27 protein-coding genes and 1 tRNA gene are annotated in these 24,681 nt (G+C 62.6%); 16 read left to right on the top strand and 12 right to left on the bottom strand.

Features of this window, described 5'->3' with window-relative positions; translation table 11 throughout:
- The first annotated feature begins 3 nt into the window (after positions 1-3).
- Complete coding sequence (locus FOZ76_RS08665; protein ID WP_143947750.1) at positions 4-993, top strand: Bug family tripartite tricarboxylate transporter substrate binding protein; 990 nt, start codon at positions 4-6, stop codon at positions 991-993.
- A 120-nt stretch (positions 994-1,113) separates the two neighbouring features.
- Here the strand turns inward: FOZ76_RS08665 and FOZ76_RS08660 are convergent, their stop codons facing one another.
- Entirely contained in the window at positions 1,114-1,395 is a 282-nt protein-coding gene (locus tag FOZ76_RS08660) for a peptidylprolyl isomerase (protein WP_143947749.1), read from the bottom strand.
- Positions 1,396-1,767: 372 nt separating this feature from the next.
- On the opposite strand from FOZ76_RS08660, the gene FOZ76_RS08655 reads away from it, so the two are divergent.
- The 7 genes from FOZ76_RS08655 to FOZ76_RS27900 all read left to right on the top strand — a co-directional run bounded on the left by FOZ76_RS08655 (position 1,768) and on the right by FOZ76_RS27900 (position 5,492).
- Positions 1,768-2,760 (top strand): Bug family tripartite tricarboxylate transporter substrate binding protein, encoded by a 993-nt coding sequence (locus FOZ76_RS08655; protein ID WP_143947748.1) that lies wholly within the window; start codon positions 1,768-1,770, stop codon positions 2,758-2,760.
- Between the two features lie 208 nt (positions 2,761-2,968).
- Positions 2,969-3,044 (top strand) — tRNA-Gly (locus FOZ76_RS08650).
- Between the two features lie 236 nt (positions 3,045-3,280).
- Complete coding sequence (locus FOZ76_RS08645; protein ID WP_170235356.1) at positions 3,281-3,784, top strand: Arm DNA-binding domain-containing protein; 504 nt, start codon at positions 3,281-3,283, stop codon at positions 3,782-3,784.
- Positions 3,785-3,809: 25 nt separating this feature from the next.
- The gene (locus FOZ76_RS08640) at positions 3,810-4,400 is read left to right on the top strand and encodes a hypothetical protein (RefSeq protein ID WP_143947746.1); all 591 of its coding nucleotides are present in this window, start codon (positions 3,810-3,812) and stop codon (positions 4,398-4,400) included.
- A gap of 215 nt (positions 4,401-4,615) precedes the next feature.
- Positions 4,616-4,867 carry a type II toxin-antitoxin system Phd/YefM family antitoxin gene (locus tag FOZ76_RS08635; RefSeq protein ID WP_143947745.1) on the top strand — a complete coding sequence of 84 codons (252 nt, stop codon included), beginning with the start codon at positions 4,616-4,618 and terminating at the stop codon, positions 4,865-4,867.
- On the top strand, positions 4,857-5,285 hold the full coding sequence (locus FOZ76_RS08630) for a putative toxin-antitoxin system toxin component, PIN family (RefSeq protein ID WP_143947744.1): 429 nt from the start codon (positions 4,857-4,859) through the stop codon (positions 5,283-5,285). The genes FOZ76_RS08635 and FOZ76_RS08630 overlap by 11 nt, the downstream gene beginning before the upstream one ends.
- 12 nt (positions 5,286-5,297) lie before the next feature.
- Entirely contained in the window at positions 5,298-5,492 is a 195-nt protein-coding gene (locus tag FOZ76_RS27900; RefSeq protein ID WP_246129367.1) for a hypothetical protein, read from the top strand.
- Between the two features lie 469 nt (positions 5,493-5,961).
- Here FOZ76_RS27900 and FOZ76_RS08620 read toward each other — a convergent pair whose 3' ends face one another.
- Entirely contained in the window at positions 5,962-6,807 is an 846-nt protein-coding gene (locus tag FOZ76_RS08620; protein WP_143947743.1) for an oxidoreductase, read from the bottom strand.
- Between the two features lie 412 nt (positions 6,808-7,219).
- Here FOZ76_RS08620 and FOZ76_RS08610 point away from each other — a divergent pair, with 412 nt between their 5' ends.
- On the top strand, positions 7,220-8,146 hold the full coding sequence (locus FOZ76_RS08610) for a LysR family transcriptional regulator (protein ID WP_143947741.1): 927 nt from the start codon (positions 7,220-7,222) through the stop codon (positions 8,144-8,146).
- Between the two features lie 20 nt (positions 8,147-8,166).
- A complete protein-coding gene (locus FOZ76_RS08605; protein WP_143947740.1) occupies positions 8,167-8,577 on the top strand; it encodes an aldo/keto reductase in 411 nt (136 codons plus the stop codon).
- 134 nt (positions 8,578-8,711) lie between these two features.
- Here the strand turns inward: FOZ76_RS08605 and FOZ76_RS08600 are convergent, their stop codons facing one another.
- From FOZ76_RS08600 to FOZ76_RS08585, 4 genes are all read right to left on the bottom strand, one after another.
- Positions 8,712-9,680 carry a Dyp-type peroxidase gene (locus FOZ76_RS08600; protein ID WP_143947739.1) on the bottom strand — a complete coding sequence of 323 codons (969 nt, stop codon included), beginning with the start codon at positions 9,678-9,680 and terminating at the stop codon, positions 8,712-8,714.
- A 134-nt stretch (positions 9,681-9,814) separates the two neighbouring features.
- On the bottom strand, positions 9,815-10,840 hold the full coding sequence (locus FOZ76_RS08595; RefSeq protein ID WP_143947738.1) for a succinylglutamate desuccinylase/aspartoacylase family protein: 1,026 nt from the start codon (positions 10,838-10,840) through the stop codon (positions 9,815-9,817).
- Positions 10,841-10,842: 2 nt separating this feature from the next.
- Positions 10,843-11,829 (bottom strand): Bug family tripartite tricarboxylate transporter substrate binding protein, encoded by a 987-nt coding sequence (locus tag FOZ76_RS08590; RefSeq protein ID WP_143947737.1) that lies wholly within the window; start codon positions 11,827-11,829, stop codon positions 10,843-10,845.
- A 93-nt stretch (positions 11,830-11,922) separates the two neighbouring features.
- Entirely contained in the window at positions 11,923-12,738 is an 816-nt protein-coding gene (locus FOZ76_RS08585; protein WP_143947736.1) for a class II aldolase/adducin family protein, read from the bottom strand.
- Positions 12,739-13,017: 279 nt separating this feature from the next.
- Here FOZ76_RS08585 and FOZ76_RS08580 point away from each other — a divergent pair, with 279 nt between their 5' ends.
- From FOZ76_RS08580 to FOZ76_RS08565, 4 genes are all read left to right on the top strand, one after another.
- Positions 13,018-13,956: a LysR substrate-binding domain-containing protein gene (locus FOZ76_RS08580; protein ID WP_143947735.1), complete on the top strand. Its 939-nt coding sequence runs from the start codon at positions 13,018-13,020 to the stop codon at positions 13,954-13,956.
- A gap of 583 nt (positions 13,957-14,539) precedes the next feature.
- Positions 14,540-16,171 (top strand): L-lactate permease, encoded by a 1,632-nt coding sequence (locus FOZ76_RS08575; RefSeq protein ID WP_143947734.1) that lies wholly within the window; start codon positions 14,540-14,542, stop codon positions 16,169-16,171.
- Between the two features lie 11 nt (positions 16,172-16,182).
- Entirely contained in the window at positions 16,183-16,380 is a 198-nt protein-coding gene (locus FOZ76_RS08570) for a hypothetical protein (protein ID WP_143947782.1), read from the top strand.
- Positions 16,381-16,531: 151 nt separating this feature from the next.
- Positions 16,532-16,996, top strand: a complete 465-nt coding sequence (locus tag FOZ76_RS08565) for a universal stress protein (protein ID WP_143947733.1) — start codon at positions 16,532-16,534, stop codon at positions 16,994-16,996.
- An 84-nt stretch (positions 16,997-17,080) separates the two neighbouring features.
- On the opposite strand, the gene FOZ76_RS08560 is transcribed toward FOZ76_RS08565, so the two are convergent.
- On the bottom strand, positions 17,081-18,010 hold the full coding sequence (locus tag FOZ76_RS08560; protein WP_143947732.1) for a LysR family transcriptional regulator: 930 nt from the start codon (positions 18,008-18,010) through the stop codon (positions 17,081-17,083).
- Between the two features lie 207 nt (positions 18,011-18,217).
- Between FOZ76_RS08560 and FOZ76_RS08555 the strand changes: the two genes are divergently transcribed.
- Together FOZ76_RS08555 and FOZ76_RS08550 are read left to right on the top strand one after the other, a co-directional pair.
- Entirely contained in the window at positions 18,218-18,448 is a 231-nt protein-coding gene (locus tag FOZ76_RS08555; RefSeq protein WP_143947731.1) for a hypothetical protein, read from the top strand.
- A gap of 76 nt (positions 18,449-18,524) precedes the next feature.
- Positions 18,525-19,301 carry a pirin family protein gene (locus FOZ76_RS08550; RefSeq protein WP_170235355.1) on the top strand — a complete coding sequence of 259 codons (777 nt, stop codon included), beginning with the start codon at positions 18,525-18,527 and terminating at the stop codon, positions 19,299-19,301.
- Between the two features lie 144 nt (positions 19,302-19,445).
- On the opposite strand, the gene FOZ76_RS08545 is transcribed toward FOZ76_RS08550, so the two are convergent.
- The 5 genes from FOZ76_RS08545 to FOZ76_RS08525 all read right to left on the bottom strand — a co-directional run bounded on the left by FOZ76_RS08545 (position 19,446) and on the right by FOZ76_RS08525 (position 24,585).
- A complete protein-coding gene (locus FOZ76_RS08545; RefSeq protein WP_143947729.1) occupies positions 19,446-19,904 on the bottom strand; it encodes a hemerythrin domain-containing protein in 459 nt (152 codons plus the stop codon).
- Between the two features lie 12 nt (positions 19,905-19,916).
- Positions 19,917-21,875: a bifunctional sugar phosphate isomerase/epimerase/4-hydroxyphenylpyruvate dioxygenase family protein gene (locus FOZ76_RS08540; RefSeq protein WP_143947728.1), complete on the bottom strand. Its 1,959-nt coding sequence runs from the start codon at positions 21,873-21,875 to the stop codon at positions 19,917-19,919.
- A gap of 2 nt (positions 21,876-21,877) precedes the next feature.
- Positions 21,878-22,582, bottom strand: a complete 705-nt coding sequence (locus FOZ76_RS08535; RefSeq protein WP_143947727.1) for a hypothetical protein — start codon at positions 22,580-22,582, stop codon at positions 21,878-21,880.
- Positions 22,583-22,603: 21 nt separating this feature from the next.
- Positions 22,604-23,602 carry a Bug family tripartite tricarboxylate transporter substrate binding protein gene (locus tag FOZ76_RS08530; protein ID WP_170235354.1) on the bottom strand — a complete coding sequence of 333 codons (999 nt, stop codon included), beginning with the start codon at positions 23,600-23,602 and terminating at the stop codon, positions 22,604-22,606.
- A 77-nt stretch (positions 23,603-23,679) separates the two neighbouring features.
- Positions 23,680-24,585 carry a sugar phosphate isomerase/epimerase family protein gene (locus FOZ76_RS08525; protein WP_143947725.1) on the bottom strand — a complete coding sequence of 302 codons (906 nt, stop codon included), beginning with the start codon at positions 24,583-24,585 and terminating at the stop codon, positions 23,680-23,682.
- Positions 24,586-24,681: the final 96 nt, after the last annotated feature.

The raw sequence follows: 24,681 nt of genomic DNA, 5'->3' as shown, positions 1-24,681 counted from the left end.
ACGATGCGCAGTTCCTGGAGCAAGCGCCTGCGGCTGGGCCTGATCGGCACGGCCTTCGTGGCGGCACCCGCCCTCGCGGCGGACTATCCCGAGCGCGACATCACCATGGTCGTGCCGTTCCCGCCTGGCGGCACGACCGACATCATCGGGCGCATCGTCGCCAACGACCTCGGCAAGGCCCTGGGCCGCAACGTCATCGTCGAGAACAAGGGCGGCGCGGGCGGCAACATCGGCGCGGCCGAGGTCGCGCGCGCCAAACCCGACGGCTACACCATCATGATGGGCACGGTCGGCACCCAGTCGATCAACCAGTATCTGTACGCCAACCTGCCCTACGACCCCGACAAGGATTTCGTGCCGGTGGCCCTCGCCGCCTCGGTGCCCAACGTGCTGGTCCTCAATCCCGGGTTCGCCGAGAAGCACCAGATCGCGAGCGTCCAGGACCTGATCAAGTACCTGCAGGCCAACCCGGGCAAGGGCAACGTGGGCTCGAGCGGCAACGGCACGTCGATCCACCTGGCGGCCGAGCTATTCAAGAGCATGACCGGCACCGACTTCGCCCATGTTCCGTTCCGCGGCAGCGGCCCCGCGGTGACGGCGCTCATGGCGGGCGACGTGGACTTCATGTTCGACAACCTGCCTTCGTCCATGGGCGCGATCCAGGGCGGCCGCCTCAAGGCGATTGCGGTGACGAGCGCCGAGCGCTCCGAGTCGCTGCCCGACGTGCCCACCATCGCGGAGTCCGGCGTACCGGGGTTCGACGCAACCAGTTGGTTCGGCGTAGTCGCACCGGCCGGTACGCCACCGGCTGCGGTGGCCAAGCTCAACCAGACCATCGTTCAGAACACCCAGCGTCCCGAGGCCCAGGAGCAGTTCCTCAAGCAAGGGGCGGTGGCATCGGACATGGACCCTCAGGCCTTCGGCGAATTCATCGCGCGCGAACGGGAGAAGTGGGCCAAGGTGGTCAAGGAATCCGGCGCCAAGGTCGACTGACCTCGCCTGTTCCGGCTGCTCCCGCACGAGCAGAAACGACGATCCCCCTGCGCCGCACCGGCACAGGGGGATCGCTCACGTTCACGCGCCGGCGGGCGGATGCCGCCGCCGCGCGACCGCTCAGCCCTGGCGGTTGGTGACTTCCACGAGGTGATAGCCGAACTGCGTCTTCACCGGGCCTTGGACCACACCGACCGGCGCGGAGAACACCACCTGGTCGAACTCCGGCACCATCATGCCGGGGCTGAAGGTGCCCAGTTCGCCGCCTTGCGCACGCGAAGGGCAGCTCGAGTTCTCGCGGGCGACCTGGGCGAAGTCGGCGCCGTTTTCAATGGCGGTCTTCAGTTCGTTGCACTTGGCCTCACTGGAGACGAGGATGTGGCGGGCGGATGCTTGAGCCATGATTGCTCCGTCAAAAAGGACCTCATAGCGTAACCGATCCGCCGCAGCCAGGCAGGCGCACAACGGCGATCACCGTGAGCGGCTCTACATCACCGTCCCCTGGCCGCCAGCGCCCTGTCGGGCAGCGCACCGCCCGTTCAAACCGTATGTCCACCTGCCGATCCAGCCGCACTGTGCGGCCATCTGCGTTCAACGTACGTAAACACCATTCATCATCTGCGTCTTGTGTTTCGCATTCAACGAAAGCCGTTTCGCTATGCGAACGGCATGGCGCCGTTTCGTTGACGAAACAGAAAAGCTTTCAATACTCTCGGCGGCCTGGCTTTCCGAGCCATCCTCATCCATGCATTCATAGATAGAGACAGACGCAACATGCAACGCTCCCGCTTCCTGGGCTTTGGCGCCTCTCTGGCCTGCGCCTTCACCTTTGCCGCCGCTCCGGCGCTCGCCGCCGACTACCCCGCACGCGACGTCACCCTGATGATCCCCTTCCCGCCCGGGGGCACGACCGACATCATCGGCCGCATCGTCGGCAACCAACTGAGCAAGGCCTGGGGCAAGAACGTCATCGTCGAGAACAAAGGCGGCGCCGGCGGCAACATCGGCGCCGCCGATGTGTCGCGCGCCAAGGGCGACGGCTATTACCTGCTGATGGGCACGGTCGGCACGCACGCCATCAACCAATACCTGTACGCCAACCTGCCCTACGACCCGGACAAGAGCTTCGAGCCGGTCGCGCTGGCCGCCACCGTCCCCAACATCCTGGTTCTCAACCCCGCGTTCGCCGAGCAGAACCAGATCGACAGCGTGCAGGATCTCATCGAGTACCTGAAGGCCAATCCGGGCAAGGCCAACGTCGGCTCGGCCGGCAACGGCACGTCGATCCACCTCACCGCCGAACTCTTCAAGAGCATGACGGGCACCGATTTCGCCCACGTACCTTTCCGCGGCAGCGGCCCCGCCGTGACCGCGCTGATGGCCGGCGACGTCGATTTCATGTTCGACAACCTGCCTTCGTCCATGGGCGGCATCCAGGGCGGCCGCCTCAAGCCCATCGCGGTGAGCAGCGCCACCCGGTCCCCGTCCCTGCCGGACATCCCGACCATCGCCGAATCCGGCGTGGACGGGTTCGACGCCGTCAGTTGGTTCGCCATCTTCGCGCCCGCCGGCACCCCGGATGAAGTCGTGGCGAACATCAACAAGACCGTCGTCGAGATGGCAGGCAACGCCGACGTGAAGGCCCAGTTGCTCAAGCAAGGCGCCGAAACCTCCGACATGTCGGTCGAGCAGTTCGCCCAGTTCGTCAAGGACGAGCAGGCCAAGTGGTCGGTCGTCGTCAAGGAATCGGGCGCGCGCATCGACTGATCGACATTCGTTCGACACTCTCGGCTGGGATGTGGCGCCCTGCGCGTGCGCCACATCCCAGCGGCAAGCCGGCGGAGATTGCACCGAGATAAAAACCCGGTGCCTCGCTTGACACTCAGCTTTGAAACTTGCTATAGTCCTTTTCTCGCAACGACGAGCGCAAAACAAAGCAGCTCTCGGCGCGATGAGCAGAAAAAGCAGTACCCAAGCGGGAATAGCTCAGTTGGTAGAGCGCAACCTTGCCAAGGTTGAGGTCGCGAGTTCGAGACTCGTTTCCCGCTCCAAGGATTTTGTTCCATGGACGTCTATAGAAATCCATAGAACACAGAGAAAAGGAGCTTCGGCTCCTTTTTTCGTTTCTGGAGCGTCCATCAACACCCAAGGACGTCCACCTACAGCCAGCGTTTTTTAGGCTCCATTTAAGGCCATAATTGATCCGGCGCCGAGGCACTTACATAGGCGACGCTGGCTGAGAGGGCTACGATTCAAGTTCCTGCACTGCAAGAGGAGCATGAACGCCATGCCACTCACAGACATCGCAGTCCGGCAGGCCCGCCCCGCGGACAAGGCCTACACCCTTAGTGATGGTCGCGGACTGGGTTTGTGCGTGACGCCCAGCGGGGGCAAACACTGGCATTTCCGCTACTCCTGGTCAGGCAAGCAGCATCGCATGACGTTGGGGGCCTACCCCGAGATCAACCTGAAAGAGGCTCGCGAGCTGCGAGAAGCGGCTCGGGCTCAGGTCGCACGAGGTATCCACCCTCAGAAGCACCGCAAGCAAGAAATGTTGGTGAAGCGTCTGGCTGAAGACCGGCGGTTCCAAGGCATCTTCGACCAATGGCTCGCACACCGCAGCCGCACCTTGCAACCTGGGCGCCAAAGCACGCTCGGCCAGATCGAACGAATTTTCCGCAGGGATATCTCCCGACCTTGGCTAAACGGTCTACAGGACCAATTACTTCGCGGAGTGACCCAACCCATCATTCCACCGGACCTTGCGCATGAAGCCGCGCAAGGCTGGTGAACTCAAACGTTAAGCGTACTTTGCCGTGTCCGTTGACCTGAATTCTCCCGAAGCAGCAGCGGCCGCAGAACGGCTAAACGCGTACCGACGTAATCTCATAGAGGAGCGTTGGCTAAGCACGATCATCCTGAGCATCCACCTCGAGCTAGAGGCGATGCTGGAATACATGCTCGTGGCAAATGCCGGCAAGCCGACGAAGTCCCTCGGCAGAGCAGGCTTCGCCAAGAAGCTCTCCTTGTGCGAAGCAGCAGGATTCGTTGATGCACCGCTTGCCACCACTCTAGGAGCTGTCAACAGGCTCCGCAACGAACTCGCGCACCGTCTAGACAACAAGCCAACAACTGACAGCATCTTTCGCTTCATTGAAGCGATGTCTGTCATGCATCCACTGCAAGTGGTCCCTCCAGAAGATCCGGTCCCGGTCAAATTGCATATGTTTGAGCAAATATCCCAGTACTTCAGAGGCGACCGTCTCGAAGAATCGGAGGGAATCGTGTTCACCTCACTGATGCTACTAAGGGCGAAAATGCTCGTGCTGGTCGAGGGTACGCCTAACCCCTCCGTCAAGGGGACGTCTTGCGGCAAGCCGCAGGTCGCCCCTTACGTCGAAAGTTAAGTGGCCGCTTTCGGGCGTCGATTTCGTCTGGCCGTATGTCTGCAGCCGCCGCCGCTAGTCGACACTAGATGGTTCACAGCTTCAAGCACTGGCTCCGGAACACACCGATGCGCGCCCGCGCTCGAAGGCAGGGGACGAATCAAGCCATTCGAACCTATTGAACGAATCGAACGATTGAGGTAAGATGGCTCGTAGACTTGCACGAGGAGTCCGAGATGCAAACCTTTACTGCCAATGAGGCAAAAACTCGATTCGGTGAACTGATCGACCGGGTGCAACGCGAGCCGATTCAGGTCACGCGGCGCAACCGGGTTGTCGGCGTTATGGTATCTGCGGAGGACTACCACGCAATGCGTGAGTTCTATGCAGATCGGCTGCGACGCAACTTGAAGCAAAGTGCCGAAGAAGCCGCCAGCAAGGGCTTGACGGACGAGAAGCTGGAACAGCTCCTGGCCGATGAGGATTGAGCGCGCTGTCATCGATACCAACGTTCTGATCAGTGCAGCGCTATCGCCACGATCTGCCCCGGCGCAGATCGTGGATTGTCTTCTGCAACACGCGACGTTGGTGTTTTCACGAGAAACCTTCGAGGAACTTGAAACCAGGCTCTGGCGTCCAAAATTTGACCGCTATCTGGACATGGAGCGTCGGCGCCTGCTGTTGCATGACTTCGCTGCCTCGGCTCAGTGGATCGATTTGCCTGCGCCGCCCAGACTAGCGTACAGCCGCGATCCTGGTGACGATGTGTTTCTCCATACGGCCCTACAATGCAAGGCGGAATGGCTGATCAGCGGCGACAAGGATTTGCTGGAGCTTCCACCGGCTGACTGGGGATTCGAAATCCTGTCGCCGGCGCAGGCTCTAGAGAAATGGCATCAAAAATAAGCTTCTTGGAAAATGGCCAATCGAACAACTATTGAGCACTCGCACACGCTTCCCCAGGCATTCCTCACTTTGCTAGATCGGGATATCGACACTGGCGCCAATGTCCGGCCACTTCCGGAGGATTTGGCTCAGTTCATGCTGGCACAAATCGCGCTTCTCCCCAGTGTTGATCTGGATGAAGCGTTCGAAGCTGATATTGACCTGTGACAGGTCCTACCCCTAACAAGGATAGGCGTGCCTTGCGTACGTGTGCTGATCTATATCGCCAGCACCAACGTCTATGTGCTGTGGAAGTTCATGGCTACCTGTGGACGGCAATGGAACAACTTGGTTGTCGAGGGTAAAAAATAAGGCTACAGTTGAGGCACCCACAGCTCACTGTGGCAAAGGAAGTTTTTTGCAAAACAACGACTTAAGATCCTAGGTCGAGACTCGTTTCCCGCTCCAATTTATGATCTACAGACTTCCATTACGTCTGTAAGTCGCTGAAAAAAGGAGCTTCGGCTCCTTTTTTTCATTCCAGCGAAAGCCACGTAAATCCACCGACTGCGCCCGGCGACCCCGATCAGTTCGACCCCGGCCGCGGCGCGGCCTCACGGTTTTCGGTGCACCTCGCCAGGACAAGTTCATTTTCAGACAGCTATAGGGCGCGCCAACTGACGTTCCCGGACGCTTGTCACTCACTCGGCGGGAAATCCGCGCTGAAGGTGAGGTCCGACCAGCGGATCATCTCGGCCTGACGCGCGGCCATGATCTCGCCGACCTGCTTGAAGCCCATCGATCCCAGCAACAGGCGGCGCGGCGGGTTGTCCGCATTGACCACCTGGATCATCGCGAGCGCGGCGCGTGCCGGATCACCCGGCTGCCGTCCGTTGCGCTGCTCCAGCGCTTTCGTCATCGCGCCGGCGGTAGCCTGGTAGTCGTCGATGCGGGTTTCGGCGTGCTCCATCGAACGGCCGGCCCAATCGGTACGGAACGGCCCCGGCTCGATCGCGGTGACGCGGATGCCCAAGGGCGCGACCTCCTGCGCGAGCGCATCGGTCAATCCTTCCAGGGCATGCTTGCTGGCGTTGTAGACGCCCAGGCCCGGGAATGTGATCAGGCCGCCCGTCGAGGTCAGGTTGAGGATGTGACCGGAACGGCGCCGACGCATACCCGGCAGCACGGCCTTGATCGTCGCCAGCGCCCCGAAGAAATTCACGTCGAACTGGCGGCGCGCCTGCGCCATGGTCAGCTCTTCGATCGCGCCCTCCAGGCCATAACCAGCGTTGTTGACCAGGACATCGATGCTGCCGTGGGTGGCCTCGACCTCATCGACCACCCGCTGGATGGCCGGCTCGTCGGTCACGTCGAGCAGGACGCCGTGGGCGAGCTGCGGATGCAGCGCCTCGAAGGCAGCGCGTTGCGCCTCGGTGCGCAGGGTGCCGACGACGCGATCGCCGGCGTCGATCACCTTGAGCGCCAGCTCGCGGCCGAAGCCGCTGCTGACGCCGGTAATGAACCACGTTTTCAGGACGGACATGGTGCTCTCCTTTCAATGGGCTAATGGACGAGCGCTACTTTAGTGCGCGACCTCTCAGGTGATAACGGGGCGAAGAGCCAATGGGCTTTCAAGCGTTTCTTAACAGTGGGCCGATGCCCTGGGGGGCGGCTGGCCGCCCGTCGCAGGTGTCCAGTCGTGCGACCGACGCGCGATCCCGGAGATCGCGGCCAGCTCGTCGGCTCTCCTGGCGTTGCGGCCGGCGACCTCGCGCATCGAGGCGCACACGGTGTGGCCGGCGCCCCAGGGCTTCGACGCGCAGGCGATGGCGTGTCCGGGATCGGAACGTGGTCTCCGGTGGCAGAGGTGGACTGGGTTCGCATGGCTCCATCGTGATAGCTTATTGAGCCAGGCTGAACAATCCATGCGCAGCCTCCCTTCCCGGAGAGAAGAGATGCGCCAAGATCATCTGGACGGACTTATTGCCTTCACCACGGTCGCCGAGGTGAACGGCTTCACCGCCGCGGCCGTGAAGCTGGGTGTTTCAACCTCAGCGATCAGCCAGGCCGTTCGCAACCTGGAGGAGCGGCTCGGGCTGGTGCTCTTTAACCGCACCACGCGCAGTGTCAGCCTGACCGAGATCGGTGAGCGCTATCTGGAGCGGGTCCTGCCGGCACTGGAGCAGTTGACTGCCGCCTCCGAGGAGCTTGGCCGTGAGGCCGGGCATCCGGCCGGTCAACTACGCATCAATGTGCCCCGTGCCGGACACCTGATCGTGCTGCAGCCCATACTGCGCCGCTTCATGGACGCGTACCCTGACATCAACGTCGAGGTACGGGTCGAGAACCTGCTGGTCGATATCGTCTCGCAGGGATACGACGCCGGTATCCGCTTCGGTAAGCTGGTCGAAAAGGACATGGTGGCAGTGCGCGTCGGCCCGCCGATGAGCACGCATATCATTGCATCGCCGGAATATCTGGAACGTCGCGGAGTGCCACGACATCCCCGCGATTTGCTCGAACATGACTGCATCAACTATCGCCACATTACCACCGGGTTGATGGAACGCTGGGAGTTCGCTCGTGGCGACGAGAAGCTCGACCTGGCGGTGAGCGGCCGCCTGACTGTCAATGATTCGGAAATCCTCGTGCGCTCCGCGCTTGATGGTCTGGGCATTGCCAACATGATCAACGGCTACATCGAGCCTTTCCTTGAAAGCGGACGTCTTGTGCGACTGCTGAGCGAATGGAGCCCGGAGATTCCCTCGCTGCATCTGTACTACCCTGATCGACGCCGCGTGCCGGCCAAGCTGCGAGCATTGATCGACTTCCTGCGCGCGGAGCGCGACGCACCAGTGCGGATGGACGACCTGCTGCTCTAGACAAGTAGTGGCTCGCGAGAATCATCGACGAGGGAAGCATCCGCCATGCGGGATCGAGCGAGGTATCCGTTGCCGGCATCGAAGCCGCTGCGCGCTTGTTCCCGGTGGCCACGGTACAGAACCGCTACAACCTGTCCGATCGCGGCAGCGAGGATGTGCTCGAATACTGCGAACACCATGGCATCGGATTCATCCCGTGGTATCCGCTGGCAGCAGGGCTGCTGGCGCAGTCCGACTCCCCGCTGCAAGCCGCCGCGCGGCGTCGTCAGGCAGCCTCGGGACAGACCGCGCTGGCATGGCTCCTGCGGCGCAGCCCTGTGATGCTGCCGATCCCCGGAACGGCCCGCGTCGCGCATTTGGAACAGAATGTCGGCGCCGCCGGAATCACGCTGTCGGATGAGGAGTTCCGGGCCATCGATCAGGCCGTGTAACGCGCTATACGGCGATCCGTGCTGCAACGATCAAAGTCAATCTCACCTGGCAGCGATTGATTCAATGTGACTCGGCACGGCCAGTACGGCCTGATGGTCGTCCCAAAGCCCAGTCGGACCTTGATACCCCCACGCTACGTCTGCACTGCCTGCACCAGTGCGCTCAGCGTGCGGGGCGCGGGAGCGAAGAACACGGCGCCAGTGTGCGCGGTCGAGAAATCGAGCAGGCGGTCATGCATGCCCGGCGGATCACCGAGGAACATGCGCTCCAGCATCTTCTGCGTCACCCACAGATGCCTTGAGTAGCCGATGAAGTAGGTCCCATACTCGCCGTGGCCGGGACGGCCGAAGGGCATGTTGTCGCGCAGGATGTCGTGCTCGGTGCCGTCATCGTCCACGATCGTAGCGAGAGTTTTGTGCGACTTCTGGCCGCTCGCCGCGTCGGGCAATTCGACGTTGCTGACGATCTCCCGGCCGATGATCTGCTCCTGCTCGCCCTTGGAAAGCCCGGCCCAGGGCTGCATCTGGTGCAGATACTTCTGCACTACCACGTAGCTGCCGCCGGCGAACTCCGGATCCTCACTGCCGACCAGGGTCGACGCGCCGATGTCGTGGCCAGTCGGGTTGGCCGTGCCATCGACGAAGCCAAGCAGGTCGCGAGAGTCGAAGTAGCGAAAGCCCGCAACCTCGTCGGCCAGCGCCACACTACTGCCCAGTTGGTCCAGCAACAGGCGCTCGAATTCAAAGCAGAGATCCTCGCGTTCGGCGCGGATATGGAAGAAGAGGTCGCCGGGCGTGGCCGGCGCGGTGTGCTTGGCGCCCTCGATGGGCACAAAGGGCCGCAGTTCCTGCGGGCGCTTGCTGGTCTGGAAGCGGTCCCACAGCCCCGATCCCAGGGCGGTAATACACGACAGCCGGCCGTTGAGATCGCGAAAGCCGACTGTCTTGATCAGGTCGTCGAGCCCGTCCAGGACACCGGCGACGGCCTGCAGGGCCTCGCGGCCCTCGCCGACCGTCAACGTGAGAAACACCGCCGCGCGTGACAGCGGCGCATCGATGCTTTGCGAGTCGATTGGCACGCGATCCCAGCCATTTCCAACCATTTGCGCCTCCAGGAAACCAGGTGAATCCATCATATTGCCAGAGATGGAAGCGCCATCGACTCTGCTATGCCTGGTGCCCTGTCGCTCAGCCCGACTCCTGCTCCGGCACTCACCGATAAGCTCTCACGCCCTCTTCAGGACGCTTCGGGAATCGCCAAATGCGCCAGGCAGTCTCCGGCTTCGACATGCGCGAGCGGTCGATAGCAGATGGCCAACCCGTCCGCTTGAAACAGCACTTCACGGGGTGCATTCCAGGGCTCGGCCGGATCATGGATGAAGCCCGCCCGCTGGCCGGCAACGATCGAGTCGCCAAGGCTGAACGACGGTTCGAAAAGGCCCCCGCGCGGTGCGTACACGTAGTGCTCGGCCCGCGAGTAGTTGAAAGACTGGATGTTGACAAGGGCCGGCCGGGATATCTCATCATCGGCGCCAAGGACGCCGAGTTCGTGCAGCACGCGCAGCGTTCCCTGCTCGACGAGCGTGACCCCCTCCTTGCTCACCGAGCCGCAGCCCCCGAACTCGCCCGACAAGAACACCGCGCCGCGGCGACGGGCTGCCGCACCGGAAGTCCGGTCTTCGTTGAAGGCCAGTTGATCGATGTACCGTACGCGCTCGCAGCCGAACGCGCGGACGATACGGTCGGTAAGCGACTGCGAGGCGGCATCGGTGGGGCGCAGGACGAACAAGATGGGCAGATAGCTGAGCGTCTTGCCGCCGGAATGAAAATCGAAGACGAAGTCTGCCTGCGAAATCAGTTCCGTCTCGATGTAGTGCGCGAGCATTTCAGTGGGCGTGCCGTGCCGCTTGCCGGGGAAACTGCGATTCAAGTTCACCTTGTCGATGGGCGAGGTTCGTGTCCCGGCGAGCACGGCGGGCAGGTTCAATGTGGGCAGGACGATCAAGCGTCCCTGCAGTCGCTCCAACGCCAGGCCGTGCAACAGATGCATCAAGCCAATGGGCCCTTCGTACTCGTCGCCATGATTCGCGCCCAGCATCAGTACCGTAGGGCCCTCGCCGTTGACCGCGACAAAGACGGGGATGGGAAGGTAGCCGTAGGCAGAGCGGTCCACTGAATGCGGGATTCGCAAAAAGCCTGTCTGGATGCCCCCTTTATCGAAATTGACAGTCGCGGTGATGAGGGATTTTCCGGAATCGGTCATGCTTACTCCACCTTGAGGCCGGTCTGCTGGATGAAATCATTCCATATTGGCTGTTCCTTGGCGATCAGACTGCCAAACTCGGCTGGAGAAAGCGCTGTCGGCTCCAGCGTCATGGAAGTCAGCCGCTCGCGAACCTCAGGCTGGCCCAGCGCCCGGGCGGCGGCCTCGTGCCAGCGGGCAATGACCGCTTCCGGCGTACCGGCTGGAGCGAATAGCCCGAACCAGACCACCAGCCTGAAGTCGCTGAGCCCGTAGCGCTCGGCAGCATCACTCTGCGCCACGGTGGGCACATCCGGCAACCCAGCCACCCTGCTGGAGGAGGTCACAGCGAGCGCGCGCAACCGATCTGCGGCGATGAGCGGCGCGGCCTCGGCAACCGTGACGATGGCAAACGTGAGCCGGCCGGAGACGACATCGTTCAAATGACCCGACTTGTAGGGTATGTGGAGGGCTTGCACGCCGGCGCGCGTGAGTAGCAGCTCCGCGCCCAGGTGACCGAAGGCGCCGACGCCGAGCGATCCGTAAGTGCCATCGGCCTTTCTCAGATAGTCGAGCAGGTCCGCCAGCGTTCGAGGAGAATCGGGCGTGGCTCCGGTCACGATCACGTAGGCGGACTCCGCCAGCCCTACGATCGGCGCAAAACTCTCCACCCGATATTTCACGCTCGAGTTCAGCGCCGGCGACGTGATGATCGTGCTGGTGCTGCCGAGCGTTACCGTATAGCCGTCGGCGGGCACGCGGGCGCCATAGTCCGTACCGACGATGCCACCCGCGCCAAGACGATTATCCACGACGACAGGCTGACCGAAGAATTCTCCTATCGGATTCTGCAGGAGGCGGATCATTCCATCGCCCGTGGAGCCGGCCGCCGTTCCGACAACGATGTGAACCGGCTTGTCGGGAAATTCCGTTGGCGTCTGCGCCTGTCCAATCGGTAGACAGCACAATTGAAAAAGCGTCGCGAGTATGGTGATCGAGGAAGTTTTCACGTTGTTCCTTGGGTTGATGGGTCATACCGAACCGCATTCACCACAGAGCAATGAAACGCGGGCGTCGGCGAAGCCCGCACACCGATATTGCGCTCAGTCGAACAGATCCGGCTCGGACCGGGCGATTGCCTCGTACATCGGTTGAAAGTGCAGCCAGGCTAGAAACGGTGTACCGAGATGCTCCGACGAATGCGCCGCCGCTGCGGGGCTGATGAGCTTGAGCGGATGGCCGGTGGCCTCGGCCTTGAGTTGGATCTCGCAGGCCCGTTCGGCTGCGATGAACCACCACGCGGCTTCATCGACGCTCTCGCGACCCGCCGAAAACAGGCCGTGGTTCTGGTGTATGGCGATCTTGTTTTGGCCAAATGCTGCGGCGACCGCATGACCGGCGTCGTGCTCGACGACAACCGCGCCGGCCTCTTCGGTGATCACGGCATGGTCAAGGTGAAAGGACGCGGCGGTCTGCGTGATCGGGTCGAGCTTGCGGCCCAGCGCGGCCCAAGCCATGCCGTTGGTGGTATGAGCATGGCACGAGGCGAGCACATGAGGATGCGCCTGGTGAATCGCGGCGTGCAGGACGAAACCCGCGCGGTTGACGGCCCACGACCCCTCGACCACCGTTCCCTGGTGGTCGACGAGCAGCAAATCCGACACCTTGACGAGCGAGAAATCCATGGCGAACGGATTCGTCCAGTACAGGTTCTCGTGCTCGGGATCACGCACCGTGATGTGCCCAGCCATCCCGTAGCCGTAGCGCAGCTTGGCAAACACCCGGCACACGGCTGCCAACCGCTGCTTGCGATGGAGACGCTCGTCTTCGACGTTATCGAAAACCGGTGGCCTGGGGAAATACAGTTCGCTTTGTTCGGGCTCGTAGACCGAGAGGCGGGCTTTGGATGGTTGGCTCATGAACGTTCGTAGATGTTCCGGCTTTCGCCGTATTGAAGGTGGCACGCTATCGGGACGGTCAATCCCGCACGAAGTCGGGGCAGGCGCGGTGTTACGCGTGCGTTGGCCCCATATTTTCGATAGCTATGATTTAACGCTTCCGGCGAAAAGGAAAAAAACGATATGTATTTGCGGATACATGAAAATATTTCGTCGATCGAGTTAAAATCGAACACCTCTCGGCCGCCCCACGGCCAGACGCGTTTGCACCTTTTCGAGTGACAAACCCGGGACCCGGCCATGAGCGAACCGCCCTGTCGTCCGTCTGCGCCGGCGCCGCACCCTAGCGTTCGCCGGCCCGCGCTGCGCTCGCTTACCTCCTTTGAGGCAGCCGCCCGGCTGGGCAGCTTTCAGGCCGCGGCGACGGAGCTCAGACTCACGGCATCGGCAGTCAGTCATCAGATCATTACGCTCGAGGATCTCTTAGGAATCCAACTGTTCGCGCGTGTCGGGCGCGGCATCCAGCTCACGACGCCGGGCGAGCAGTACCTGCAGAAGGTCCGACAGGTTCTGGCAATCCTCGACGATGCGAGCCGAACCGCGACGCAGTCCGGCGCCACCGAAGTCGTAAGGGTGCACACGCCGCCGTCCTTCGCCAGCAAGTGGCTCTTGCGCCACCTGCCCGCGTTCCTGCTGGACAATCCGACCATCGATGTGCGCGTGAACGCGGAGTCCAAGCGTACGGGCTTCAGTTGGAGCGTTACGGATTTGGCAGTGTTGTACACCGGCGAACCGAAGCGGGAACCATCAGCGATCACGCTGCTCGAGGACACGGTACAACCGATGTGCAGTCCGAAGCTGCTGACGGACCGTCCGGTCGGCATGCCACGGGACCTGCTCAACCACACGCTCATTCACACCAGGGGTAACGTCATTACCTGGAAGGAATGGTTCGCCGCCCAAGACCTGACGGCATTCGGCCGACATGAAAGGCTTCAAATCGATCCGTCGCACATCGCAATCGATGCGGCGATCAAGGAGTTCGGCGTGGTGCTGGAGAGCGAGGCGCTCGTGCAGGATGAGTTGGCTTCCGGGCGCCTGGTGACCCTGCTGCCAGAGACCGCAATGGGCGGGGTTTTCTGGATGTTGTCGTGGACACCAGGCGAACGGCTGCGTCCCGCTGCCGCCAGATTCAGAGACTGGCTCAAGGCTGCGGCTGCGGATTCGAGCGGTGGTTAGAAGGGTCATTGCGCCTCCAGTCCTTCGATGAGCCTTGAGGGCCGGTGACGACGAGCAGATGTCTGTACAACGGCTGATGCGCCTCGATCGATGGCCACGCACCCGCAGAGAGGACGAAAGCCCGGCTACCGACGGCGACAATGTCCCCGAACGCAGCCCCGGCCGTCGTGCCGCCGGTGCCGGAGCCTGCATTTTTTGCATAGCTGAATGATCAACACAGAATCTTCGACGACTCCTCCGAATCCAGCCATGACGATGCGTCGATTGGAATATGGGCCATTTGATTTGAATCAATGAAGCCCACCCTCTTGGGCATTAAAATCGTCCCGGATCATTAAAAAAAGAAAATCCGACCACATCAGGTCATGCGGTGGTCAGAATCACCGCACTCCAGCCGGCGCCAGGCCGCGGTGAAACTTCCGCTCATGCTGAAATGGCTTTTCGCAGGCTTTGACGCAACACGGCCATCCACTTCCCAAGCGAGCACTGCCAATACGCATTGGCTCGCAATCCTGCGAAACCGGCAATAAGACTTTCTGTCCGTAGCCAATTCATGGCTCAACCTCACGGAGACTTTCTTTTAATGCAGTTCTCTCCAGATTTGATCCATTGGGTCCTTGCGATTTTGCCGATAGCCGTCCTCATTGTGCTCCTGGTCGGGCTGCAATGGACTGCGCAGCAAGCTGGAACAACAGGTATTTTCATTGCCTCGGCGATTGCGCTGTTCGGGTTCTCAACCCCTCTGGATACGCTGGCAGTGGCATCGGCCAAGGGCGTCTGGGACGCGATTTTCATTCTTTATGTGATTTGGCCGGCTCTGCTGCTCTACCAGATCATGAGCCACTCCGGGGGATACGATGCCCTGCGGCGGGGCATCGAACGCCTGTCCCGTAACGAACTGTTTGTCGTGGTTGCCCTAGGGTGGGTGTTCACCTCTTTCCTGCAGGGAATAGACGGCTTCGGCACCCCTATTGCCGTGGTGGCGCCCTTGCTTGTGGCATTCGGCATGCGACCGGTCTATGCGGTCGCAATACCGATCATTGCCCATATCTGGGCCAAGTTCTACGGAACTCTCGGCGTTGGCTGGCTTGCCACCCTTCAGGTCGTGGACATCGATGCCGCCACCGCACTGTCGACTGCGTGGCAGTCTTCAGTACTGATGTGCATTCAAGCCGTTCTGGGCGGCTTTACGATCGTATGGATGTACGGCAAATGGGCGGCAGTCCGATCGGGGTGGCCTCTAATCCTGATCATTTCCTTCATCCAGGGCGTCGGGCAAGTATTCGCCGTCTTTGTCGATCCCGTGTTGGCAGCTTTCCTGCCTGCCAGCGCCGCCCTGCTCGCGCTGTACCCGCTTTCACGGTGGTCTCGCTACCGGGAAGCAGACGCGGCGATCACAGATCGCCCCGCGATGCTCGCTCGGTCCTCCGCCACGACGCAAGACGCCGTTCCGCCCATGGGCCTCTGGACAGCACTGGCTCCATACGGGCTGCTCACCCTTCTGGCGCTGAGCGTCTCGATGATCGACCCCTTGCACAACGGGTTGAACACGTTCGCCTTTGGACTGCCCTTCCCGGAGGTCTCCACAGGGATAGGCATGATCACTGCCGGGGCGGCAGAGTATTCCGCGCTGCGCCCATTCAACCACCCGGGGGCATACATTCTGCTCACCGCCATCGTTACCTACCTGGTGTTTGCCAGGAAGGGGTATTTCCAGCACTGGGCGGCACAGAAGGGCGAAAAGATGGCCAGGATATTGCCAGGCTTGGCCCAAAGCGCCGTGCCGGCCTCCATACCCATCATCGCGTTCCTGGTGATGGCTTCGATCATGAAGCACTCGGGTCAGAACATCACGCTGGCGATGGGAATCGCAGCAGTGGCGCCCGCCTACCTGTTCGCATTCCTGGCCAATGCCATCGGCATCCTCGGTGCCTTCATGACATCGAGCAGTACATCCTCGCAAGTCATCTTTTCCGATGTGCAGGTCCGGTTGGCCGAAGCCAAGGGACTGCCGGTATCGACCATCCTTGCAGCACAAAGCGCCGGGGGTGCGACTGGCAATGCCATCGCACCGGCCAACGTAGTGATGGGTGCAAGTACGGCTCGAATCACCGGACAAGAAGGCGCGATCATTCGGAAGACGCTGCCATGGACCATGATGACATTCATATTGACCGGCATGGCGACCGTTCTTCTGGTTTTACTGACTCGGTAATGGTGAAGAACATGATCAAACGTATTCTGCAAAACCGGATGTCCTATCTTAGCCTGTCGTTTGCGCTGTTTCTTGTCGCACTGCCATTGATCAGCCTGGGCTCGGCTGAAAACTCGGACACCCTTTTCTGGCTTGGGTTCGTATCGATGGGTATAGCTTCTGCCATTCCTCCGATTCAGAAACTGGCAACCCGCAAAAAATCGTCTTGAGTCGCTTCCGCGCTCGTCTATTTTGACATAGCTAAAGCAATGATTCATCATGATGGCCAATGAACCGGGCAAGCAGTCGGTCAAGCTGCATAGAGAATTTCCCGATGGCTACCGCCCGAAATGACTTCCATCTAACGAGGAATTGATATTCATGTTCAAGAAAATTCTGATTACGACTGACGGCTCGGCCTTGGCTGCGCAAGCCGCCAATGCTGGTATTGACTTTGCGCGCTCGGTAGGCGCGCAAGTGATCGCGCTTTCCGTCATAGAGCCTTTTGTGACGACTTCGGCATTCGACGGACTCGCATCCGGCTACGGGGTCGATCCGGTCGATATTGATGAAGCACTGGCGAAGAACGCCGCGAAATACGTATCGCAAATCATCGAGCGCGCAAAAGAGGCTGGTGTCCACGCGGAACCCTGTGTCGTTTCCGGTTTCAACGTCGCCGAGGCGATCGTGAATACCGCAGCCGAGCAGGGCTGCGACTTGATTTTTATCGGCAGCCATGGCCGTAGCGGCTTTTCGCGTTTACTGCTGGGGAGTGTCACGGCGAAGATCCTGCCGCTATCTACGACTGCGGTATTGGTTTATCGCGCCCAGGATGACAAGGCCTGACGCGCCGCGTTCTGCTTGTCGGTGATCAATGCCCACCATCCAAGGGGATGTGGGCAGCGCGCCCCCAAGTGCCACCATCCAGAACTAGAGCGCCGTCGCCCCCTGACCTTTCCCCGGCCCATCCCCAGGCGACGACACTAGCCAATCGAGCGCCCACTGCCCGGCCGGGCCTAGCGGCGTGTCGCATCGGTGAATGGCGAACAAAGGCATACTGCGGCTGCGTGGCTGACGCTCCGCCAGGTTCAGTTCGATCAACTGCCCGGCGCCCAGGTCTTCCTCCACAAAGGTCCGCGGCATGAATCCCCAGCCCAGTCCGGCGCACAGCATCGCACGCTTGGAGCCCAGATCGGCAGTAAGAATCCGCTTCTCGGAAAATACGGAGAACGTACGCCCTTCGGTGCGTCCGCTGTGGTCGGTCAGCACGATCTGCGTGTGTTCGCTCAGCGCTTGGATCGGAATTCTGCCCTGGCTGGCCAATGGGTGAGTGGGAGCGGCGACAGGCACGAGCGCAATTTCCGCCAATGCCTGGCTGGCCAATTCCGGCGCGATGTCCGGCAGCGAGCCCTGGACACCCAGGTCGTACTCGCCCGCCAGCACCCGCTGGGGTACACCACCCAGCACGTCGATACACAAGCGCAGAGCCACTCCCGGAAAAGCCTGCCGGAATCTCGTCACCAATGCCACCAGACGGGCCGTGGGAAACATGACGTCGAGGACTACCGACAACTCGGCCTCCAGCCCCTGGGTCAATCCCAGCGCTCGAGATTTGAATTGATCGACGCGGGCGAGCACGGCCCGCGCATCGATCAACAGGGCATGGCCGTCGGTGGTCAATTGAGGCTTCCAGCCACTGCGGTCGAACAGGGCAACGCCCAGCGCACCTTCCAGGTTGATGATGGCGTTGCTGACCGCCGACTGCGCACGGCGCAGGTGTCTCGCCGCGGCCGAGAAGCTGCCCTGGTCGGCGATCGCGACGAACACGCGCAACTGGTCCAGACTCAGCGGGTCAATCATTATCCGTTTATCCGATCGAGTTGATCTGAATTTTATCTCTCCCGAAGATGGAATACAGGCCCCATCATGGACCTATACAAACGGAAAGGAGAAGCCCGTGAAAACTTCGGCCCAAGAGGTTTGCACCATCGCAGAATTGCTCGCAGGAGCGGCCGACTCGCAGGTCACCCATATTCGATTGGCGGCCCCCTGACCGATGTGCCGAGCGTGCGCCTGCCTCCCGGCCAGACCCTGAGCGGAATCGGCCCGCAGTCGTCGATACGCTTTGCCGCCGGTCAGGACGGCTTGCAGCTCGCGGCAGACAACCAGGTCAAGAACCTCACGCTTGCCACCGATCCCGAGCGACGCCCGATATTCAACGACCCCGGTGTTGCGCATTGGGGCCGGCTGACGCTGCGCGGCCTGGCGGGAGCCGGCGGCGGTTTCGACACAATCTGATGACATACGGAGATTCATGATGGAACGAACAATCACCCGCATCGTGCCGGCCGGGACCGTCGTCGACGATGGCGACATGCGCCTGCTGCGCGCGCTGCCTCAGTCACAGCAGGTGGCGGTCGGCCCCTTTGTCTTCATCGACCACTACCGTCACCAGGGCCTGCGCGGCATAGGCGACCGGCCGCATCCGCATGCCGGCATAGAGGTCGTGAGCTACCTGCTCGAAGGCGGTGTCGAACACCGCGACAGCATGGGATCGCGCGACCGGCTCGAGGCGGGCGACGCGCAGTTCATCCGCGCCGGGCGCGGGATGCTGCATGCCGAGCAGCCGCTGAGCGGCCGCCATGGCTTGCAGTTGTGGATCAGCCTGCCGCCCGAACTCAAATTGGCGGAGCCCAGCTACACCTCGATCCGCGCGGCCGACATTCCGCGCGTCGATGGCACCGGTTCGCGCGTGTATGTCGTCGCTGGCGACGTGAACGGCGTGCGCGGTCCGATGGCGCTCAGCGGTGGTGCCGTGTTTGCACGCCTGCAGCTCGACGCCGGCGCCCAGACCGCGCTGGCAGTCGATGCCGATCCGGAATTGAGCCTCTATGTGCTCCAGGGGCAGATCGAGGTCGGCGGTACAACCGTGCCCGCCGGCGAACTGGCGCTGCTCGGCAGCGGCACGCAGGTGCGCATTGCGGCGCGGGGTGAAGACGCGACGGAAGTCGCACTGATCGGTGGCCAGCCGGTGCAGGGGGAACTCCTGTTCTCCGGGCCTTTTGTCATGGACACGCCCGAGCGCCTGACGCAGGCCAAGCGGGATTTCGTCTCCGGCCGCATGGGGCGAATGGAAGGCGTGCCGTACTGATCCAGGATGATGGCAGTCGCAACTGTTCGATCAGCGCGAAGACCCAGGCGGATGCCGCGGGCGGGGCAGCCCTGCTCCTACCGCCGGCACCCCGCTCCGGGTCAGCCCATGTACGTACACCGCGGCTTGCGTCACGGCTCATGGTCACTTCTGTGCCAGCACTCCTTTCATGCGTTCGTAGTCCTTCAGATACCGAGTCGCCAGACGGTGCTTCTGTGATTCGGTCAGGATCTTGCCGGATATCTGGAAGAACTTTCTCTCCTCCTCGCGCAGATGGTGGTGCACCTCCTCGGAGAGACTCTTCGCCTTGTCCAGCCAACGCTCGCCCTGAGGGTCTGCCTTGCCCAGCGCCTCCACAAGCTCGTCGATTTCATGGTGCTCGGCCAGGGCGTGGCGCGATGAGTCCAGGCCCATATCGTCCATGAGCATGGGAGCGTATAGAAAGCGCTCCTCGGCGGCGGCGTGCGCGGCCAATTCGATGCGCAGCTCGCGGTAGATCTGCGTACGGCGCTCACCCTGCGGTGCGGCGCGCAGCAGCTTGCGACAGAGCGAACGCTGCAGCTCGTGACTCGCCCGCAACGCTTCGTAGATATTGGCTGACATGTGTCGCCCTCGCTAGACGAAACGGCTGCGCCGAGCAAGTTCGGTGCCACGGCCTGCGCCGGCCTGGGCCTGGGCTGCCAGCTTGATGGCCGAGTTCGAGGCGCCATAGCCGGCATAGCCATCGCTACGCTGCGTCAGCTCGAAGCAGAAGCGCTCGCTGACGTCTTCAGTGTAAATGTGGAAATAATCGCCCGCGGCATCACGATCGAACAGAACGCCGTGATTGCGCAGGCGCGCCAGCAGGTCCGGATCGAGGTCGAATCGGGTCGCCAGATCGTCGTAGTAGTTTCCTGGAATGGCGACAAAGGCCACGCCTTTGTCGCGCCACGCACGGACCTCGGCAAAGATGTCATCCGTGCTCAGCGAGATATGGCTCACCGCCACGCCACCCTGCGCATTGGCGGCCAGCGTAGCGCGGGTGCGCTGGCTCTGGGACACGGCCAGGACGAGGCGCACGCTGCGCTCGCCGCTGCTGACGCCAAGGCTGCTGGTCAGTCCGTAGGGGTCGGCATACTGTTCCCGCGCCTCGGACGCCAGGCCCAGCACCGCGCGGGCGAACAGCACCCAGGTATCGCGCTGGTCCAGGTTCAGGCACAGGGCAACATGATCGATGACTGTGCCCGCGGCGTCAGCCGCGCTCCAGGGCCGTTCCAGTGCAAAGTCGGCGCCGAACAGCCCCGTCTGGCCCAACGCCGACGGGATGAAATGGATGACGATGCCGCCCGGCGACACGATCGCCGGCGTCACGATCTCCCCTGGCCCCACCGGGCTGTCGAACGGCATCGAACACAGGGCCGTGGCCCGCTCGAGGGCGCCGTCCGGATCGTCGACGCACAGCCCGATCGCACAAACCGAAGCGCCGAAACTGCCGAAGCGCGCACGCGCAAAGGAACCCGGTTCGGTATTCAGGACCAGCGCCGCATGCCCTTTGCGATAGAGGGTGGCCGCCTTGCTGCGATGATCTCCCTCGCGCGTGAACCCCGTTTTCTGCAGCACGGCGCCAAGCAATTCGGCATGCGGCTCGTCCACGGCGAACTCGACGAACGCGATCGCTTTCAGCGAGGGCGCGGGCGGTAGCGACAACAGCGGCACCTGGACCTGCGCCTGCGGGCCCTGCACGACGCCGGCCGGCTCGGGCCGCGCCTGCACGGTTTGCAGCCGATTCAGCACCCTGTTTTCCAGATACCGCAGCGAACGCATGGCATCCACGGCAATACGCCTGTTGGACGCCTCGCGAAAAACGTCGTTGAATATTTCCAGCGACAGTGGCCCGGCATAGCCCGAGCGCAGCGTTTGCAGCAGGAAGCGCTCGACATCCAGCTCCCCCTGCCCCGGGAAATTCCGGTGATGCCGCGCCCACTGCATGACGTCCATGGACAGCAGAGGCGCATCGGCCATCTGCAGGAAGAAGATCCTGTCGCCGGGGATGTCGGCGATGCCGGCAGGGTCGTCGTGCAGCGACAGCGTATGAAAGCTGTCCAGTATCAAGCCCAGGTCGGGGTGCTCGGCTTGCTGCACGATGGACCAGGCCTGTCCGTAGTAGCGTGTGTGCCGCCCCCAGGCCAGCGCCTCGAAACCTACGCGCAGGCCGCGCCGGCTCGCGCGCTCCGCCAGCTCATGCAAGTGGGCTGCGGCAAGCGCCTGGTCGTCCATCGCCAAGGGCGATGTATTCGAACAGCACAGCATGAGCGGCACGCCCAGGGCCTGCATGAGGTCGAACTTGCGCTCGGCGCGCTCCAGGCTCTTGCGGAACTGCGGCTCCGGCATGCCCTCGAAGTCGCGAAACGGCTGGTAGAGATCGATGCTCAAGCCCAGGTCCGCCGCCCTCGCCCGCAGTTCGCCGGCCGTCCCGCGAAAGCCGATGAAGTCGTTCTCGAAAAGCTCGATACCGTCGAATCCCGCGGCCGCGATCGCTTCGAGCTTCTCGGGCAGCGTGCCGCTCATCGAGACCGTTGCAATGGACTTGTGCATGGCTATCTGCCGGAGATGTCGAAGAGCATGTAGGCCAGCCCATAGGTCGCCACCTCGCAGCCGCCGACGGCGTCCGGTTCCGCATGAAGGATCGCCTCCATGTCCGGCGCCGCGGCACGCATGGCCTCCAGGCCGATGCCTTCGGCCATCAGCACGGCGTCGAATGCCGTGGCCTGGGGCCGCAACGAGAGTGACTGCTCCGACAAGGGGCGACGCTCCACACGGCCGACAATACCCAGGTGCACCGACGTGACGTGCCGCAGCTTCGCGATCCCGTCCACGATGCGCCGTCCGGCCAGGCTGAACACATCCCTGGGCGCGGCGGCGCCGGCCCCGGGCTGCGCAAAGTGGATGCGCGCCGTCGCCAGCCCGCCGCCGATGCCCCGGCCGCGCGTCATGAACAGATGGCACGGCGCGCGCCGGAAGTTCCGAAAGGCGGGATGCACGCGCTGCGTCCAGTCGGAACGCGCGTTGGCCGTGGCGAAGTAGCCATCGGAGGCGAAGACCTCGAACGACTCGGCTTCATACAGCGTGAAGTAGCGATGCAGCGACGCGTCCGGGTCGGCGTAGCGGCGCCCGACCACGATACCCGGGGTGTCCACGCGCTCGGGAATGTGTTCCACGGTATGCCAGACGTTGAACTCGTCCTCCATCTGCACGTCGACATCGTGCCAGATGGGAAGGAATGCAGAGCCGCGCAAAGTCATGATGAAAACCCGTGTGTGCGCTTACAGCGGCTTGATGTCCGCCGCCTCGATGACTTCGGCCCACTTGGCCTCCTCCGCATTCAGCAAGTCCTGGAAGCCGCTGCGCGTCTCCGGCCTGGGCGTGACGCCCATTTCCTTGAACTTGCCGACGACTTCCGGCTGCTCGAGAATGACGTTGACCTCCCGATTCAGCCGGTCGAGTATGGCGTCGGGCGTGCCCGCCGGCGCGATCAGGCCGTTCCAGTTGCTGGCCACCAGCCCGGGCCAGCCCTGCTCGAGCACTGTCGGTACATTGGGCAGCAGGGGATGGCGCTCGGTGCTGCTGACGGCGATGGCGCGCAGCTTGCCCGCATCGATCAGGCTGGTGACGTTGGGCAGCGCCGCCCAGGTCATGTCCACTTCGCCGGCCGCCACCGCAACCGCTGCCGGGCCACCGCCCTTGTACGGGATGCTCAGGATCTCCAGGCCGGCAACGTCCTGCATTTGCTCGGAGAGCAGATGCTGCACGGAGCCGCTGTTCGGAATGGCGATATTGAGCGTGCCGGGTTTCTCCTTGGCCAGCCGGAACAGATCGGCCAGAGACTGGGCCGGCGAGGCGGCCGGCACAGCCAGTACGAAGGGCGTTTCATAGGTCAGCCCGATCGGCGCCAGGTCGGTCTTGGGGTCGTATGGCAGGTTGGTGAACAGCCGCTTGCCGATCACGACGGGCCCCGAGGTCGCCACGCCCAGGGTATAGCCATCCGGCTTTGCCCTGGCCACGGCGTTCACGCCGATCGCCCCTTCCGCGCCAGGCCGGTTTTCCACGATAACCGGCTGGCCCAGCGACCTGGACAGGCTTTCTCCAATGATGCGTGGAACGAGATCGCCCGCCCCACCCGCCGGAAAAGGAACGATGATGCGCAACGGCTGCGACGGCCAGGTTTCGGCCCGGGCGGTCGTGGTCAGGCCTGCGGCCAACAGACTGCCTGCCAGCCCGAGAAGCAACTGCTGTTTCCAGCGGATCATAAGGTTTGTCTCCATGTGAACCACATGCTCCTGGCAGTGCGAGCCTGCCTTCCACCAGAACGGATGTGGCATTGTCTTTGTGAAGCCCGTGGTCAGGCCGCCGTATCGCCGGGCCGGGTGATCTGCCGGAAGTAGCGCTGGCCCTGCGCCAGGGTTTCGAACGCATCGCCCGCGCCCTTGTATTCGATGACCGTCCACCCCGTGAAGCCGGCCGCCTGCATCATCTTCACCGCAAGGCGGTAGTCGATGTCGCCTTCGCCCAAGGGACGTTCGACAAAGGCGGCACGTTCGATTTCCGGGAAGTACACGCGCTGCAGGTTGTTGACGTGCCAGAGATTGGTGCGGGGAGCGAGCCGGCGCAAGGCGTCGGCCCAGGATTCGGGCGGCACGGCGTACGCGCGGTAGCCATTGCACAGATCCGGATTGGCGCCGACGTTGGGCTCGCCAACCTCGTCGAGTATGCGCAGCAGCGCGGTACTGGTATCGGCCAGGCTCCGGTCGTGCATCTCGATACTTAGGCTCATGCCGCGCTCGCGCCCCATGCGGGCCAGTCTGCGCAGGCGCTGCGCAGTGATCGCGAAGTCGCCGTCGCTTGCGCCCAGGCTGCCGCCGGGAGAATGCGCTGCGCCCATGACCGGCGTCACGCCCGGCGTGCGGGGGACGGCCAGCGCCACGTTCAACACCTGCGCGTCCAGCCAGCCGGCCGTATCGAGCGCACGCTCCAGCGCCTGCAGGTTGCGCTCGCCCAGCTCCGGATGGCACAAGGTCTTGCCCATGCCGCTGACGGTGGCGACCGCCAGCCCATGGTCGGCCGCCAGCGCCCTGGTCCGGCTCGCACCGGCCTGGTCCAGCGTGTCGAATGGCCAACTGTCGGAGATATCCACGCCGTCGAAGCCCTGCCGGGAGACCCAGCCAAACAACTGCTCCTGCTCGGCAAGCGTAGGCGCAGCGGCTTTCCAGTGCAGACGGGTGGGATGAACGTGGAAAGCGATCTTCATGTTGCGCACGCGAATGTCACGGTAGCGGCCTCCGACGCCGGCAGCCGGCCTCCTGCCGGTCGGGCCGACGCGCAAGCGCCGGCGACGACAGCATGC

The sequence above is a fragment of the Verticiella sediminum genome (genome assembly GCF_007558815.1).
Classification (GTDB): domain Bacteria; phylum Pseudomonadota; class Gammaproteobacteria; order Burkholderiales; family Burkholderiaceae_B; genus Verticiella; species Verticiella sediminum.
Note: the sequence above shows the minus strand (reverse complement) of the source record. Positions and strands in the feature narration are given on the sequence as shown.

Excerpts from the sequence above, each read along its gene's own strand:
- FOZ76_RS08540 (WP_143947728.1), bottom strand. The coding sequence starts at position 21,875 with ATGCACAAGTCCATTGCAACGGTCTCGATGAGCGGCACGCTGCCCGAG.
- FOZ76_RS08565 (WP_143947733.1), top strand. The coding sequence starts at position 16,532 with ATGTTCAAGAAAATTCTGATTACGACTGACGGCTCGGCCTTGGCTGCG.
- FOZ76_RS08575 (WP_143947734.1), top strand. The coding sequence starts at position 14,540 with ATGCAGTTCTCTCCAGATTTGATCCATTGGGTCCTTGCGATTTTGCCG.
- FOZ76_RS08655 (WP_143947748.1), top strand. The coding sequence starts at position 1,768 with ATGCAACGCTCCCGCTTCCTGGGCTTTGGCGCCTCTCTGGCCTGCGCC.
- FOZ76_RS08550 (WP_170235355.1), top strand. The coding sequence starts at position 18,525 with ATGCGCCTGCTGCGCGCGCTGCCTCAGTCACAGCAGGTGGCGGTCGGC.
- FOZ76_RS08580 (WP_143947735.1), top strand. The coding sequence starts at position 13,018 with ATGAGCGAACCGCCCTGTCGTCCGTCTGCGCCGGCGCCGCACCCTAGC.
- FOZ76_RS08645 (WP_170235356.1), top strand. The coding sequence starts at position 3,281 with ATGCCACTCACAGACATCGCAGTCCGGCAGGCCCGCCCCGCGGACAAG.
- FOZ76_RS08560 (WP_143947732.1), bottom strand. The coding sequence starts at position 18,010 with ATGATTGACCCGCTGAGTCTGGACCAGTTGCGCGTGTTCGTCGCGATC.
- FOZ76_RS08545 (WP_143947729.1), bottom strand. The coding sequence starts at position 19,904 with ATGTCAGCCAATATCTACGAAGCGTTGCGGGCGAGTCACGAGCTGCAG.
- FOZ76_RS08620 (WP_143947743.1), bottom strand. The coding sequence starts at position 6,807 with ATGTCCGTCCTGAAAACGTGGTTCATTACCGGCGTCAGCAGCGGCTTC.
- FOZ76_RS08530 (WP_170235354.1), bottom strand. The coding sequence starts at position 23,602 with ATGGAGACAAACCTTATGATCCGCTGGAAACAGCAGTTGCTTCTCGGG.
- FOZ76_RS08570 (WP_143947782.1), top strand. The coding sequence starts at position 16,183 with ATGATCAAACGTATTCTGCAAAACCGGATGTCCTATCTTAGCCTGTCG.
- FOZ76_RS08660 (WP_143947749.1), bottom strand. The coding sequence starts at position 1,395 with ATGGCTCAAGCATCCGCCCGCCACATCCTCGTCTCCAGTGAGGCCAAG.
- FOZ76_RS08610 (WP_143947741.1), top strand. The coding sequence starts at position 7,220 with ATGCGCCAAGATCATCTGGACGGACTTATTGCCTTCACCACGGTCGCC.
- FOZ76_RS08635 (WP_143947745.1), top strand. The coding sequence starts at position 4,616 with ATGCAAACCTTTACTGCCAATGAGGCAAAAACTCGATTCGGTGAACTG.
- FOZ76_RS08525 (WP_143947725.1), bottom strand. The coding sequence starts at position 24,585 with ATGAAGATCGCTTTCCACGTTCATCCCACCCGTCTGCACTGGAAAGCC.
- FOZ76_RS08585 (WP_143947736.1), bottom strand. The coding sequence starts at position 12,738 with ATGAGCCAACCATCCAAAGCCCGCCTCTCGGTCTACGAGCCCGAACAA.
- FOZ76_RS08600 (WP_143947739.1), bottom strand. The coding sequence starts at position 9,680 with ATGGTTGGAAATGGCTGGGATCGCGTGCCAATCGACTCGCAAAGCATC.
- FOZ76_RS08595 (WP_143947738.1), bottom strand. The coding sequence starts at position 10,840 with ATGACCGATTCCGGAAAATCCCTCATCACCGCGACTGTCAATTTCGAT.
- FOZ76_RS08665 (WP_143947750.1), top strand. The coding sequence starts at position 4 with ATGCGCAGTTCCTGGAGCAAGCGCCTGCGGCTGGGCCTGATCGGCACG.
- FOZ76_RS27900 (WP_246129367.1), top strand. The coding sequence starts at position 5,298 with ATGGCCAATCGAACAACTATTGAGCACTCGCACACGCTTCCCCAGGCA.
- FOZ76_RS08535 (WP_143947727.1), bottom strand. The coding sequence starts at position 22,582 with ATGACTTTGCGCGGCTCTGCATTCCTTCCCATCTGGCACGATGTCGAC.
- FOZ76_RS08630 (WP_143947744.1), top strand. The coding sequence starts at position 4,857 with ATGAGGATTGAGCGCGCTGTCATCGATACCAACGTTCTGATCAGTGCA.